This window comes from Paenibacillus sp. FSL K6-2393 (assembly GCF_038002545.1).
Taxonomy (GTDB): Bacteria; Bacillota; Bacilli; order Paenibacillales; family Paenibacillaceae; genus Paenibacillus.
The window spans coordinates 5,654,529-5,666,621 of sequence record NZ_JBBOCU010000001.1; the positions used below are offsets into that span (position 1 = coordinate 5,654,529).

General features: G+C 45.6%; 14 protein-coding genes. 9 read left to right on the forward strand and 5 right to left on the reverse strand.

Features of this window, described 5'->3' with window-relative positions:
- The first annotated feature begins 70 nt into the window (after window positions 1-70).
- Window positions 71-1,324: an acyltransferase gene (locus tag MHI14_RS25180; RefSeq protein ID WP_289391407.1), complete on the forward strand. Its 1,254-nt coding sequence runs from the start codon at window positions 71-73 to the stop codon at window positions 1,322-1,324.
- 37 nt (window positions 1,325-1,361) lie between these two features.
- Here MHI14_RS25180 and MHI14_RS25185 read toward each other — a convergent pair whose 3' ends face one another.
- Window positions 1,362-2,099, reverse strand: a complete 738-nt coding sequence (locus MHI14_RS25185; protein WP_091034061.1) for a hypothetical protein — start codon at window positions 2,097-2,099, stop codon at window positions 1,362-1,364.
- A 219-nt stretch (window positions 2,100-2,318) separates the two neighbouring features.
- Between MHI14_RS25185 and MHI14_RS25190 the strand changes: the two genes are divergently transcribed.
- Window positions 2,319-3,266: a hypothetical protein gene (locus MHI14_RS25190; RefSeq protein WP_341131485.1), complete on the forward strand. Its 948-nt coding sequence runs from the start codon at window positions 2,319-2,321 to the stop codon at window positions 3,264-3,266.
- Between the two features lie 54 nt (window positions 3,267-3,320).
- Window positions 3,321-3,563: an NHLP leader peptide family RiPP precursor gene (locus MHI14_RS25195; RefSeq protein ID WP_091015589.1), complete on the forward strand. Its 243-nt coding sequence runs from the start codon at window positions 3,321-3,323 to the stop codon at window positions 3,561-3,563.
- Window positions 3,564-3,638: 75 nt separating this feature from the next.
- Here MHI14_RS25195 and MHI14_RS25200 read toward each other — a convergent pair whose 3' ends face one another.
- On the reverse strand, window positions 3,639-5,537 hold the full coding sequence (locus MHI14_RS25200; RefSeq protein WP_100526916.1) for a sensor histidine kinase: 1,899 nt from the start codon (window positions 5,535-5,537) through the stop codon (window positions 3,639-3,641).
- A 153-nt stretch (window positions 5,538-5,690) separates the two neighbouring features.
- Entirely contained in the window at window positions 5,691-5,972 is a 282-nt protein-coding gene (locus tag MHI14_RS25205) for a hypothetical protein (RefSeq protein WP_017690238.1), read from the reverse strand.
- A 145-nt stretch (window positions 5,973-6,117) separates the two neighbouring features.
- Between MHI14_RS25205 and MHI14_RS25210 the strand changes: the two genes are divergently transcribed.
- The 3 genes from MHI14_RS25210 (at window position 6,118) to MHI14_RS25220 (ending at window position 7,004) form a co-directional block, all read left to right on the forward strand.
- Window positions 6,118-6,279, forward strand: a complete 162-nt coding sequence (locus MHI14_RS25210) for a hypothetical protein (RefSeq protein WP_017690239.1) — start codon at window positions 6,118-6,120, stop codon at window positions 6,277-6,279.
- 122 nt (window positions 6,280-6,401) lie between these two features.
- Window positions 6,402-6,773 carry a hypothetical protein gene (locus MHI14_RS25215; protein WP_036611534.1) on the forward strand — a complete coding sequence of 124 codons (372 nt, stop codon included), beginning with the start codon at window positions 6,402-6,404 and terminating at the stop codon, window positions 6,771-6,773.
- A gap of 39 nt (window positions 6,774-6,812) precedes the next feature.
- Window positions 6,813-7,004: a hypothetical protein gene (locus tag MHI14_RS25220; protein ID WP_133386647.1), complete on the forward strand. Its 192-nt coding sequence runs from the start codon at window positions 6,813-6,815 to the stop codon at window positions 7,002-7,004.
- A 102-nt stretch (window positions 7,005-7,106) separates the two neighbouring features.
- Here MHI14_RS25220 and MHI14_RS25225 read toward each other — a convergent pair whose 3' ends face one another.
- The gene (locus MHI14_RS25225; protein WP_341131486.1) at window positions 7,107-8,321 is read right to left on the reverse strand and encodes an MFS transporter; all 1,215 of its coding nucleotides are present in this window, start codon (window positions 8,319-8,321) and stop codon (window positions 7,107-7,109) included.
- Window positions 8,322-8,575: 254 nt separating this feature from the next.
- On the opposite strand from MHI14_RS25225, the gene MHI14_RS25230 reads away from it, so the two are divergent.
- The 3 genes from MHI14_RS25230 (at window position 8,576) to MHI14_RS25240 (ending at window position 10,964) form a co-directional block, all read left to right on the forward strand.
- Entirely contained in the window at window positions 8,576-9,223 is a 648-nt protein-coding gene (locus MHI14_RS25230) for a peptidylprolyl isomerase (RefSeq protein WP_091034076.1), read from the forward strand.
- A 475-nt stretch (window positions 9,224-9,698) separates the two neighbouring features.
- Complete coding sequence (locus MHI14_RS25235; RefSeq protein WP_091034080.1) at window positions 9,699-9,962, forward strand: YqkE family protein; 264 nt, start codon at window positions 9,699-9,701, stop codon at window positions 9,960-9,962.
- A 207-nt stretch (window positions 9,963-10,169) separates the two neighbouring features.
- Window positions 10,170-10,964 carry an SDR family oxidoreductase gene (locus MHI14_RS25240; protein ID WP_036612094.1) on the forward strand — a complete coding sequence of 265 codons (795 nt, stop codon included), beginning with the start codon at window positions 10,170-10,172 and terminating at the stop codon, window positions 10,962-10,964.
- Window positions 10,965-11,103: 139 nt separating this feature from the next.
- Here the strand turns inward: MHI14_RS25240 and MHI14_RS25245 are convergent, their stop codons facing one another.
- Window positions 11,104-11,865 carry a YwaF family protein gene (locus tag MHI14_RS25245; RefSeq protein WP_341131487.1) on the reverse strand — a complete coding sequence of 254 codons (762 nt, stop codon included), beginning with the start codon at window positions 11,863-11,865 and terminating at the stop codon, window positions 11,104-11,106.
- Window positions 11,866-12,093: the final 228 nt, after the last annotated feature.

Consider the following 12,093-nt stretch of genomic DNA (forward strand, 5'->3'; position numbering starts at 1 on the left):
TAATGCAGCCTTAATGTTTAACGGGTACCCTTATATGATGAACTCCGGTTCCTGGAGGGAGGATTACAATGTGAAAAAACCGCGAATAGCGGAATGGACCGAACTGCGGGGCATTGCCTTTCTGGCAATCGTCATGCAGCATAGTATCGCTGAGTATATCTATCGCGCTGATATTGAACAACCGGATTCCATTATGCTGACCATGATTTATCATCTGACCCGATTTGGTACGCCAACGTTTGTATTTCTATCGGGTGTAATGTTGTTTTACCATCATCGTAACACCAAACCGGAATATCCTCGCTTCATTCGAAAGCGATTTGGCGATATCTATATGCCGTTTGTCGTATGGACACTGATCTATTGGCTCGCAGTCCGTATTTTCACCCCCGCGTTCTGGCGTGCAGGCATACCCGATTTTTGCAGTCTGATTCGTGAACTGTTTGTCCCGCAGACGGGATATCATCTCTGGTTTGTCATTATGGTGTTTCAGTTCTATATTCTGTTCCCCCTTTTTTTGGCGGGAGCGAAAGCCATTCAGAGACGTATCCAGAACACCTCACGTTTCACGCCCATGCAAGTCATTGTGGCACTCATTGTCTTGGCAGCTGCATTCTACGGCCTGCTTATGAAATGGTCCTACTATAATATGGGGAGCTGGACAGAATCCATGTCTGAGCCATGGTCAACGTTGCTGCAATATCGCTCCTATTCATGGGTGATGTACTGGTTCTACTTTTTACTGGGTGCCGTATGTGCCTGGTCAGTGGATAGCTGGAGGAGTTGGACCACCAAGGTGCTGCCATGGACGATCTGTCTGTTTATAGGGATGTATATATGGCTTGGTTACGATGTGCTGCGTGGGTCCGGGGATGTTGTTAATCTGAATATCTCCACCTATCTGAAACCAACCACATTCCTGATCATTATGGCTCAGATGTTTATGATGTATGGTTTCCTTGTACTGATGCGAGGCAAAGATACACGGTTTCAGCGCCTGTTATCCTGGATTGGCCGCTATTCATTTGGTGGATATCTGGTTCATGCACTGGTAATTTACGCTATCGCTTATGTAACCAGACCGCTTCAACTCAGTGGATGGCATCTGCCTGTAACGTTGCTATCGTTCCTTGTAACGGTTGTTATGGCTCTTGCAATCAGTTGGGCGCTGTCCAAGCTTCCTGGCTCACGTTTCACGGTAGGGTTAATGCGCAAACCACGTTCAACCTCCCATTCATCAGCTGCTGTGGACAAAAGAATTACACCTGAGCGAACTCCGTCACCCGGCCACACTCGCAGCCCGGGAACGAGTGAGCCGTTTTGAAATAAAGAAGAGCGTCCCCTTATGGAGACGCTCTTCTTTATTTCACTTCACTCGAAGTTGATCGTCCAGGAACAGGTTCCTGGGGACCCGGGGCTGGATGCACATTGCCCTTCTGATTCACAAATCTCTTCAGATCACCCGTTAATTGTTCCTTCAGCTTGTCCACCAGCTGCGTTTCACTAATGCCTTTTGCCTGAGCAATCTCAGCCAGTGATTTCCCTCCCTGAAGCTGCGCGTGCAGTTGAGCAGGGGTGACTCCAATAAAACGGGCAATTTCGCCTTTATCTACCATGGAACGTTTGCCATGGTGGGCAAATTCACGCCGCAAGTCACGCAGCGGGGTATTAATGACCTTTTTCAACTTGGTATCCATGTCCGCCTTTGTAGCTGCTGCTTGTTCCTTGGTGAGGCACCCCTCATCGACAGCTTGATCCAGACGTTGCGTTAATGTAGGCTTCAACTTCTGCAATAACTGCTCCTCACTAAGTCCTTTACGCTCTTTCGCAATCTGGGACAACGTCTTGCCAAGTTCCATCTGTTCTTTCAGATCCCGAAGTCCAATCCCAAGCAAGTCTGCCGTCTCACCAATCATAAACAGACCGTGTCCTGCCTGCATGCATGGCTTTGCTGGTTTGCCGGAGGAAGAAACTTTTGACGCATCGTCATGTTCCTCAGCCCGAACGGTTGAATCAGCAAATGCCACATGTCCTGTTGCTGCTGTTATAACTACGGCTGCCAATCCGGCTGCCATCCATGTTTTCCATTTCAAATTCATTTTTCTGCCGCCTTTCCGATGTCGAAATCCTGTGCCTTCCTAGTTTGAGCCTAAAATCCACTTTTTTATGCCATAAAATACAAAAAGTCATCATTTTTCTCACAATTGATCACAAAAAATCCTATTTTTTTCAGTTTATTTCCGCTATACTAAGTGTAACTTCATGATCTAGTCGAACAGTCCTTAATCACCTTATCGCAGGAAGGACGATATGTAACGATGCGAAGAGATTGGTTAGATCCGTTTAGCACCGATCTGGAGGTCGTGTTTGCTTCAGCGGAACAACTCGTACGGGAATATCCCGAACCCTTGTCAGGACATGCATTAGAGCAGCTTCGTTCGGTTAATCCGCTGTTACGAGATTCGGGACACAGCTACATCGGGTACATCATTCCACTTTGGATGCAACAATCAGATAAACTACCCCCAGAGAAAGCACACCAATTAAGTACAGCCTGTCTCATTCACATGTTATATTTTCTGAATCAGGACGACGTGATGGATGAACAACCGGAGAATGCCACATTGAAGTTATCCCTGGGTAATCTATATTACATGGATGCTCTTCAATCTTACTCGGTATTATTCAATCCTTCCTCCACGTTCTGGGTCTATTTCAGACAATATGTAGTGGATTGGGCCGTGAGTGTTACGGGTGAGCATTCCATTGATTATTTCCAACAGAATCCCTTGTTGATTGCGCAAAAGGCTGCCCCTCTCCTCATTGGAGCTACTGGTGCACTGCTTCTGCTGAATCAGTCCGACCGGATAATCCCGGTGTGTTCTGCCATCAACATCACACTCATGACACTCCAGATGACCGATGACTTCACAGACACGCAACAAGATGCTGTGCATGGAAACTACAACAGCTACCTCTCCCACATATCCGCAGCACTGAATCACAACTATCCAGTTCATCCTCTAAGCGAACGTATACATGACAATGTATATAATACACAACTCATGAACTCTTACGTAGACATTGCTTATCGCTATAATCGTACACTGACATCGTCTAACTTAGGAATATCGCATCTCGAGGCGTTTAATTCTTATTTATGCAGCACTTTAGTACAAGCAGTTCAGGACATTACACAACGGAAGAAACGGCTCCTCCAAGGCGGGTTTCATCACTGGATTAGCGAGCAACAGTTAGGATTCTGAGCATAAGGACTAAGCTGATTCAGTTTAATTTTAAATATGAAGGGAATGTTGACGATGATGGTATCAGAGAAAACGTTGCATGAGGATATTATTGAAAAGGCTTGGACTGACGAGCACTTCAGACAACAATTGCACTCCAATCCGAAGCAGGCGCTTCGTGAAGCTTTCGGTATCGTAATCCCGGAGCACATTCAGGTGCGTACCGTTGAGGAGCAGCAGAATGACTATGTGCTTGTCATACCTCCCAATCCTTCCAAAGTAAATTATGATGTGAATTGCGGACCTTGGAGAAGTTAAACCGGGTGAGTTATTGGTAATTTAAGAAATTAGGGGTAGGAACAAAAAAAGCCGCTGTATCCTTCTGCGAGTTCGTCAATCGACGAACTCGGCAAAAGATACAACCGCTTCTGTTCCTACCCCTTTGGTGCTTGTAAAGCTGATCTGTCCTTGCATCGCTTCAACAATTCGGAATGTCACCATCATGCCCAGGCCTGTGCCTTTGATTTTATTGGAGAAATAAGGCTCGCCCAACCGGGAGAGTGCTTCCTCGTCCATTCCTTCTCCGTTATCCCTGACATGTACCTTAATCATTCCATCCTGCTTGTACGCCCAGATATCAATCTGGCCTTGTCCCTGCAGAGCTTCAATACTGTTCTTGATAATATTGATAAAAGCCTGCTTAAACTTCGAGGAATTGCCTCGAATATATAGATCTGGCGGAATGTCGGTAGTGATTTTACCACCTTCCAGATTAGCCATCGGTACAAGAATGCCTTCAATATGATTGAATTCATCCGAGATATTGAGCGAGATAATATGGTCAAACTCAGGTTTGGCAAAGGTAAGAAAATCCGTTATGATGCCCGAAGCCCGATCAAGTTCTTCCAGTGCAATTCGCACATACCCCTTATTTTTGTTGTCTTCCTGTTCCGTCATAAGTTGCAGGAACCCTCTTGTCACCTGAAGTGGATTACGTACTTCATGGGCAACAGAAGCAGCCAGTTCGCTAATAATCTCCATCTTTTCGGATCGCTGCAACTCATTGTTGAACAACTCCAGTTCCTTGGAATACTCTAGCACTTTAGTATGTTTTTCAGCAAAACGACTTCCGAGAATGGCAATCAACGAGATCACAAATGCAACCATGGACCATTTCCACCATAACAGATGATACGTCCCACTCCGCTGATAATACCACAACAGTTCAGCCACACTGATCAAGGCAAATGTACCAAATCCCGTTGCAAGCAGCATAGCTTCCCGATTTCGTTGCAGCGCTTTGGCGATGGTACCAACCAACAGGATTGTCAGCAGAATGACCAGCACAATGCCAACCACACGCTGTACAAGCAGATTGTAGAGGATCTCCCATTGCCCACCTGAAGTAACATAGATAAATAGAGAGAACACAGCGATAACTGAATATATGAATAGTATTTTTCGCAGTTTGGTGAAGATTCCATGCAGTCCTGGCCCGATAATCTGTTCAAAAAAATAACATAGCGCTGGCATACCCAGCAGCATCGCCAGATCAAAGACTACGGAATACAGGTCACCATATACCTGATAGAACGTATACAAAAATTGCGAGTACGTGATGATCATCGTGCCGATGGAACCCATCACGATGCATAGCGAGATCCATAATCCCTTATGGAATTTGCCAAGGAAGAACGTACAACTCAGCATCGTAATCGCTGTGAAAACAAAGGTCGCGCCCAAAATTACATCAATAAGTCCGTTATGAATATATTTCTCCTGTAACGCGGCATAAGGTCCAACCTGAACAGTACCTTGTATCCCCAGACGGCCTTTTTCATTTTGCGACCATACATAGAGCGTATCACCTGAATTTTCGCTGGATAAGGGCAGCAACACAGCATTATTATCATAATTGTAATGGTAGTTCTCGTAGACCTTTCGGTCTTCCAGATAAACAACAATATGATTGCCTTTAATGTTCTCAAATCGAATGGCTGAACTTTCCTCACTCAACTCAGGAATGGTCAGGCGCGTCCATAAGGAATTCGATCGATCCGTATTGCTATACTCTAACTTATCACTGCCCTGCTTTTCCCATATCTCGTCTGCTCCCTTAACCTCACTGATGAACCCTTGATCGTCAACGTTCCCCCATTTTACTTCCCATCCTGTAATGGATACAGGTTGCTGAACCGCTCCTGTAGTTGCAAAGACTATCCCATGTGGCATGCCTAGAATAATCAATACACTCATCCATAAGATGACGATAGCTTTGGGCACATTTTTCATTCACAGCACCTCAAAGTTCTAATTTTCCCTATCTTAAATTCTCTCATTTATCATTCGCCACCGTTTGTCACGTCACCTTCTTGAGATAAAATGAAATTTCACATTTAAGTCGATTTATAGTCTTATTTCCATTTTATTGTTAAAGTTACCCGATTAATCACGCAAGTCTTCGAACTGGTTCACTATCATTTCCCGTTCTTTCTGTTCAACTTGACTGCGAAATTCAAGCCACTGCTCTGTCTCCTCATCATCATAGATGGTCCATATGTCTGAGAAAAGGAAATCCCGTAACTGTACAACTTGCCCGGACCATATACCGCCTACCCAAAACAAACCATCCGGACGACGGATGACGGTACGGGAGAACCCGGGTGTGGACGCCTTTTGTCCGATACGGATGCGTGTGATCATATTGCCCAGTGTGAACCAGTCCACATGAAATTCCTCCCTTACATATTCAAGCTTCATCATAACATAGGCAAAACAGGAAAAGCTGTAAAAACGGTGGCTGCGATTCAATCCTTTGTTCCGGGTGTAATGGTTTCTCAAAGCAAACAAACACGCTAAGGAGATGATTACAATGAATGAGCCACATCGTACGGTTGAGGTGGAACATAAGGATGTTCAGCATAAATCGGATTCAAGTATGGTCGCTTCCACATTTATTAAATATGCCGCATATATCATTATCTTTTTCGGATTCTTATACTTCTTGGTTAAATATGTATTCCCCAAATTCTAAGGCATTCATATCGTAGTGAACACCCGGAGATAATAACCTGTGCAAGATTACAACACTAGCGCTTTGGGTAACTACGGGGTAAGAAGCATTTGGGCAACCGACAACGAAAGGAAGTGTTACTCATGTCTGACAAACCAATTAGTAACGAAGAGAGCGACCGCTATTATGACCGTTATCAGAGGTCCCGCGATATTCCGCCAGAGACGGAAGTCCCGGAAGGCGATATGGATACGTTTGATGAAGTTTCCGGCAGACGGATTGTAACGGAAGATTCGGATCTGGCACCCGTAGCCGCAACTGCTGTGGACGAGCCGGAATTGGATTCACGTTTGGCTGAGACACCGCTGGAATCTGTACCGGATGCAGATCTTCTGCAACCGAACAGTCCGGTTGATCCTGCTGCACCCGATCCGGATGCGCTACATGGTACCGATCTGCTTAATGGCGCTGGTGCGGATGCCAAACCGGAGAACGACATTCCACCACGCCATTAACGGCTGTTATGACATCCTGAATGAGGAGGTGCATACACGATGAAGGAAGATCGCCAAAAGAAGGTGCATGAACCGGATAATCTCGTGACCGAACGGGATATTGACCCGGACTTCGGACTGTTCACTGAGGACTCCTTCCCCGAAGCACTTGAGGATGAGGACCAACGTGATGCGGTCGAGCATGCCATTCCCAAAGAGAAGGCTTCTCGTAAGCCCTCTTCAGAAGACTAACTTATATAGATCCGTAGTAGACTTAAAAAAGATGACGTCTGTAATTGCACAGCGTCATCTTTTTTGTTACCTGTAAGTTCACTTACTCTTAGTGATTTAGCATCATCGCTTAGCGGAAACCTTACTTGTCACGGGCAGTTTGTGATCCAATCCTGACCACTTGGCTACAATCGCAGTGATGATCAATGCCACTCCATTAATAATAAATATCCAGCGTATCGGCAGCCAGCCACCGAGAACCCCACCAATGATCGGTCCCGCCATCGTCCCGATCTGGGCAGCGGACTGATTCAGACTAAAGGCCCTTCCCCTGAAACTTGATGCGGTAGCCTGCACAATCATGGCGTTAATTGCCGGAAATACAGCCGCAAAGAATAAACCATACACAAATCTTAAAATGCCGAATGCGATATAACCTGTTGTAAAGAACTGCAGAAGATTCCCTACAGCCCCACCAACCAGTCCAATGATCAGCACTTTACCGTATCCAATCCTTGAACCAATCTTGCCCCACCGCGGCGCCATAATAACTGTTGCTACCCCCACCGCTGAGAAAATAATACCCGAGCTGAGTGAGGCACGATCCGGCTGAACGCCCATCTCCATCACATAGACCGTCAATAGTGGCTCCAGAATCATGACAGAGAATGTACATATGCCCATCATGCCAAGCACCGTCATAAACAAACGATTTGCTCTCGCTTCACGAATGTCATCCATGACGTGGGAACGAGCTTTGTTCCGGTTGAAGTTCTCTTCTTTTACCCAGAAGGTTGCGATGATTGCTGAGACTAACACAACAATAGCCGAAAACAAAAATGCATTCCGGTTGCCATAATAATGACTCACCAGGCCACCAATTAACGGTCCGATAATACCACCAGTGGCTCCTGCAGTGGACATAATACCAAGTGCATAACCAGTCTTCTCTTCAGGTGTATTCGTACCTACCAGAGCAATCGCAGCTGGAACAAACCCTGCAAGCAGACCCTGAAACAATCGAACAACAATCAGCGAATACGGGTCCTGCACGAAATAATTGATTAAATACAAGACGGCAAGGCTGTATCCCGACCGGATCAGCATCGGCTTGCGTCCGTATTTATCAGCCAGTGATCCCCAGAACGGAGACACGAGTGCACTCGCCAGAAACGTAATGCCAAATGCCAGTCCTGACCATAACTCCAGGTGATCACGAACCCCCAAGTCAGCACTTAGAAACAGGGGCAGAAATGGAATCGAGATCGAATAGGCGGTGCTGCAAAAAAATACACCAATCCACAATATGACCAGATTGCGCTTCCACGAGAAGTTCATATACCCGCACGCCCTTTCCGTTACTGAGCCGGGACTGCCGTGTATTGGAGCGGACGGAACAGACCCGTACGTCCCGATGCGGAAGCATTTTCCTTATTTTACACCCATCATTCCACGAAGGCCATCCCTTGTTCACCACAAACACATGTATTACATTGCCATCCTGTCCACAAAAACGGTATGATAGTTGGGTAAATATCCAAATATGATTTGGAGAAAATATATAATGCAGAGATGCAAGGAGGAACGTTTTCATGTCTTTACGGTGGAAAAAAAACACAGTGGTCTCGCTGGTAATCGCGATGCTGCTTATCGTCATTAGTGGTTGTGGACGCCCTTCGAGTGGCGCTACAGAAACACCAGCTCCAGTTGAACCAACGGGTCCCAATCCGGTAGCTACCATTGAAATGGCAGATGGACAGAAGATCGTCATTGAGCTATATCCGGAGATTGCGCCCAATACGGTGAACAATTTTATTTCACTAGCGAATCAGGGTTTCTATGATGGCACAATCTTTCACCGTGTTATTCCAGGTTTCATGATTCAGGGCGGAGATCCAGACGGTAATGGTCGAGGTGGCCCAGGGTACGCCATTAAGGGTGAATTTACATCCAACGGTCACAAAAATCACCTGAATCATACCCGCGGAGTCATTTCCATGGCACGCGGAGATAATTTGGATTCGGCTGGTTCTCAGTTCTTCATCATGTTAGCTGACGCGGATCATTTGGATAACGCCTATGCTTCCTTCGGTAAAGTAACGGAAGGCATAGAAACTGTGGATAACATTGCAGCTCAGGAAATAGGTGAAGGTGACAAACCCGTTAAGGATCAAGTTATGAAAAAAGTTACGGTAGACACCCACGGTCTGGAGTATCCAGAACCGGTAAAAATGCCTTAATTAACATCCTTGCCAAACGGATGATAATCCCTGGTTATGACTTGTTAATAAACTCTAAACAAACAAAAGCTCTGTCCTGTGCGAATGTCGCAAGGCAGAGCTTTATTTAATGATAGCGGTTACATATATGACTTTATAAAAAATGACCTCTTCCGGCATCATCCTCAATACATCCATCCCATCAAACGTAACCAGCCGATAATCGCAATCCATAACGGGCAGCTAAAGGCAACGCCCCATGCAAGCCCTTTCAGTAAACCACGGTTTACTTCCACGAACAACGACTCCTTTCTCCAGGGAATAGTCGCAGTATCGGTAATATTATATGATTTTATACCCGATTTCATTCGTCACGCAACCCTCGTTTTCCTGCTTTTGTTCCGCAGTTTCATGGAATGCATTACGGGAACCTGATATACTATGACTACTGTACGACAAATGGAACCTGATTCATGTTTGGAAAGGAGATTTTCCTATGGCAAAATCCAAAAAACGCCCCCCTGCTCCTAAAGCAACAGTAGCACAGGATAAACCCACAACACTGAAAGATCTACTGAGCAGTGATGTGCTGGAGAAACTGAAAGCTCAGGCGGATGAGGCAAAGGCTGCCGAGGCGGCACTTAAAGAGCAGGAACGTCAGCAGGCAGAAGAAGCTCGCCAAGCGGAGCAGAAGCGCCGGGATAACGACTTCGAATATTTGCTTAATAACAGCGCTATGGACTGGAAGAAACATAAGTAAGCCGGGCATGACCTGAGGGTGTCTCCTACCATTCACATGCCAAAATAATATTACAGCAGACAGATCATGAAGATGATCTGTTCAAAGAACAGGACCGCATCGCGGTCCTGTTCTTTTTGATATATACACATATGATTCACGCGTCTTGAGCCGGGTATGTTAGAAGTAGAGCGTACAACGATAATCTAACTCATGGAGGGATCAGAGATGACAGAACAACGTTTGGAAGGCAAAGTTGCGATTGTAACTGGAGGTGGATCGGGTATTGGTCAGGCTACCGCTATTCGTTTCGCAGAGCATGGAGCCAAAGTATACATGCTGGATCGTACACCCGAAAATGCGGAGGAAACCAAGCAGACGATTGAAAAGGCTGGCGGAGAAGCGTATGTGATCGAGTGTGATATCTCCAAACCGGACAATGTGCAAAAGGCGATCAATCAGGCTGCGGCTGAAGCGGGTAAACTGGATATCATATTTGCGAATGCCGGCATTAACGGAACGATGGCTCCGATTGAAACGATGGAAATCGAGGACTGGGATCAGACGATGGAGATCAATATGCGCGGAACCTTCGCAACCGTCAAATATGCCATCCCCCATCTGAAAGAACATGGTGGCAGCATCATTATCACTAGTTCCATCAACGGTAACCGGGTCTTCTCAGGAATCGGATTCTCTGCATACGCTTCCAGCAAAGCGGGACAAACTGCGTTCACCAAGATGGCTGCACTGGAGCTGGCTCGTTATAAGATCCGTGTTAACGCCGTTTGCCCAGGAGCCATCGATACCAACATTGATGATAACACCTACCCGTCGGATGATCTGAAAGAAGTACAGATTCCTGTTGAATTCCCTGAGGGTCATGAACACCCGCTCAAGGGCGAACCTGGAACATCGAAGCAAGTGGCAAACCTCGTTCTGTTCCTCGCTTCCGATGAAGCCTCTCATGTTACAGGTACACGAATCTATGTGGATGGTGCGGAATCTCTCCTCCGTGGATAAACATATAAATATAAGTTGAACCGATTCAGGGACAACGCCAAATATCCCGCAAGCGATCTGATCTGGTCAGATTACTTTCGGGATGTTTTATTTATAAGAAGTTTATAATCTGGCGCAGTTGCAACTATAAGGATTATCACTACACCGCGGAGCTTTTATCTTTTTTCACACGATGCTTCAACCGATCTGGAATGGCAAAGAGCAAAATGTACATCAGCGAGAACAAAACTAGCGCAAGTATCTCTTCCCCAAGGATGTACATGGGATACGGACCTAACATATCAAGCACCGAGGGTGTACTCGGCTTGTGTCTCAAAAACATATAATTCGCGTCCAGCAAAACATCTACAACGTATACGATTAGTGCTGCCACATTCACAAATATCATCGAACCTGCTACAGATCTCCAGCTAGGTCGCAGCTGTTCCACCCAGGTCATGTATAGTAAAGCCAGAATGATACAAGCATGAGCAACGAAAAATTGAATGAATCGAAAATGTGCATAACCATAACCCAGATTAGGAGTCAGGATCGCCATAAGGGCTCCAGCAATGCCTGCAAACAGCAGTGCAGAATGTAACAGTCGACTGCGTGTCAGTAGCAACAACGCCGATAATAGCAGAGACAGACTGCATAATTCGAGTGGCAGTGACGTTTGCAGGCTCCATATCTCTCCATACACATACCAGAGTTGCAGCACAATTTCGCAGGCAAACATGATACAGGCCAGAACAATCCGCACTATGCGGCGTGCCCTCTCTGACCATGATCGAAGATGGTGTCGAAGCAAAAACAGCAGTACAATCAATACTGTAATTACGCTAATTGAAACGATATGTGAAGTGGAGAACAGAATAAACGGCTCTGCGTCATAAGGGTCCAGCCATGGTGGATACGCCATGCATCTCTTCTCTCCTTTGCAAGGATCTTACCAACATTATCTCTCTTTAATGTTAACTTTTTCATTTTGCCATTGAATGAAAATACTGTCCAGTTGGAATTCTAAATAAGCATTGTAATTTAAATATCTTTATGTTAAGATAAATTCAGAACCAAAACAAACGAAAAGTTAGTAACTTTCTTAATCGAAATTATAAAAATACAGCACTCAACAAATGTTCAACTAAAC

Excerpts from the sequence above, each read along its gene's own strand:
- MHI14_RS25215 (WP_036611534.1), top strand. The coding sequence starts at position 6,402 with ATGTCTGACAAACCAATTAGTAACGAAGAGAGCGACCGCTATTATGAC.
- MHI14_RS25225 (WP_341131486.1), bottom strand. The coding sequence starts at position 8,321 with ATGAACTTCTCGTGGAAGCGCAATCTGGTCATATTGTGGATTGGTGTA.
- MHI14_RS25185 (WP_091034061.1), bottom strand. The coding sequence starts at position 2,099 with ATGAATTTGAAATGGAAAACATGGATGGCAGCCGGATTGGCAGCCGTA.
- MHI14_RS25230 (WP_091034076.1), top strand. The coding sequence starts at position 8,576 with ATGTCTTTACGGTGGAAAAAAAACACAGTGGTCTCGCTGGTAATCGCG.
- MHI14_RS25210 (WP_017690239.1), top strand. The coding sequence starts at position 6,118 with ATGAATGAGCCACATCGTACGGTTGAGGTGGAACATAAGGATGTTCAG.
- MHI14_RS25195 (WP_091015589.1), top strand. The coding sequence starts at position 3,321 with ATGATGGTATCAGAGAAAACGTTGCATGAGGATATTATTGAAAAGGCT.
- MHI14_RS25200 (WP_100526916.1), bottom strand. The coding sequence starts at position 5,537 with ATGAAAAATGTGCCCAAAGCTATCGTCATCTTATGGATGAGTGTATTG.
- MHI14_RS25240 (WP_036612094.1), top strand. The coding sequence starts at position 10,170 with ATGACAGAACAACGTTTGGAAGGCAAAGTTGCGATTGTAACTGGAGGT.
- MHI14_RS25190 (WP_341131485.1), top strand. The coding sequence starts at position 2,319 with ATGCGAAGAGATTGGTTAGATCCGTTTAGCACCGATCTGGAGGTCGTG.
- MHI14_RS25220 (WP_133386647.1), top strand. The coding sequence starts at position 6,813 with ATGAAGGAAGATCGCCAAAAGAAGGTGCATGAACCGGATAATCTCGTG.
- MHI14_RS25245 (WP_341131487.1), bottom strand. The coding sequence starts at position 11,865 with ATGGCGTATCCACCATGGCTGGACCCTTATGACGCAGAGCCGTTTATT.
- MHI14_RS25235 (WP_091034080.1), top strand. The coding sequence starts at position 9,699 with ATGGCAAAATCCAAAAAACGCCCCCCTGCTCCTAAAGCAACAGTAGCA.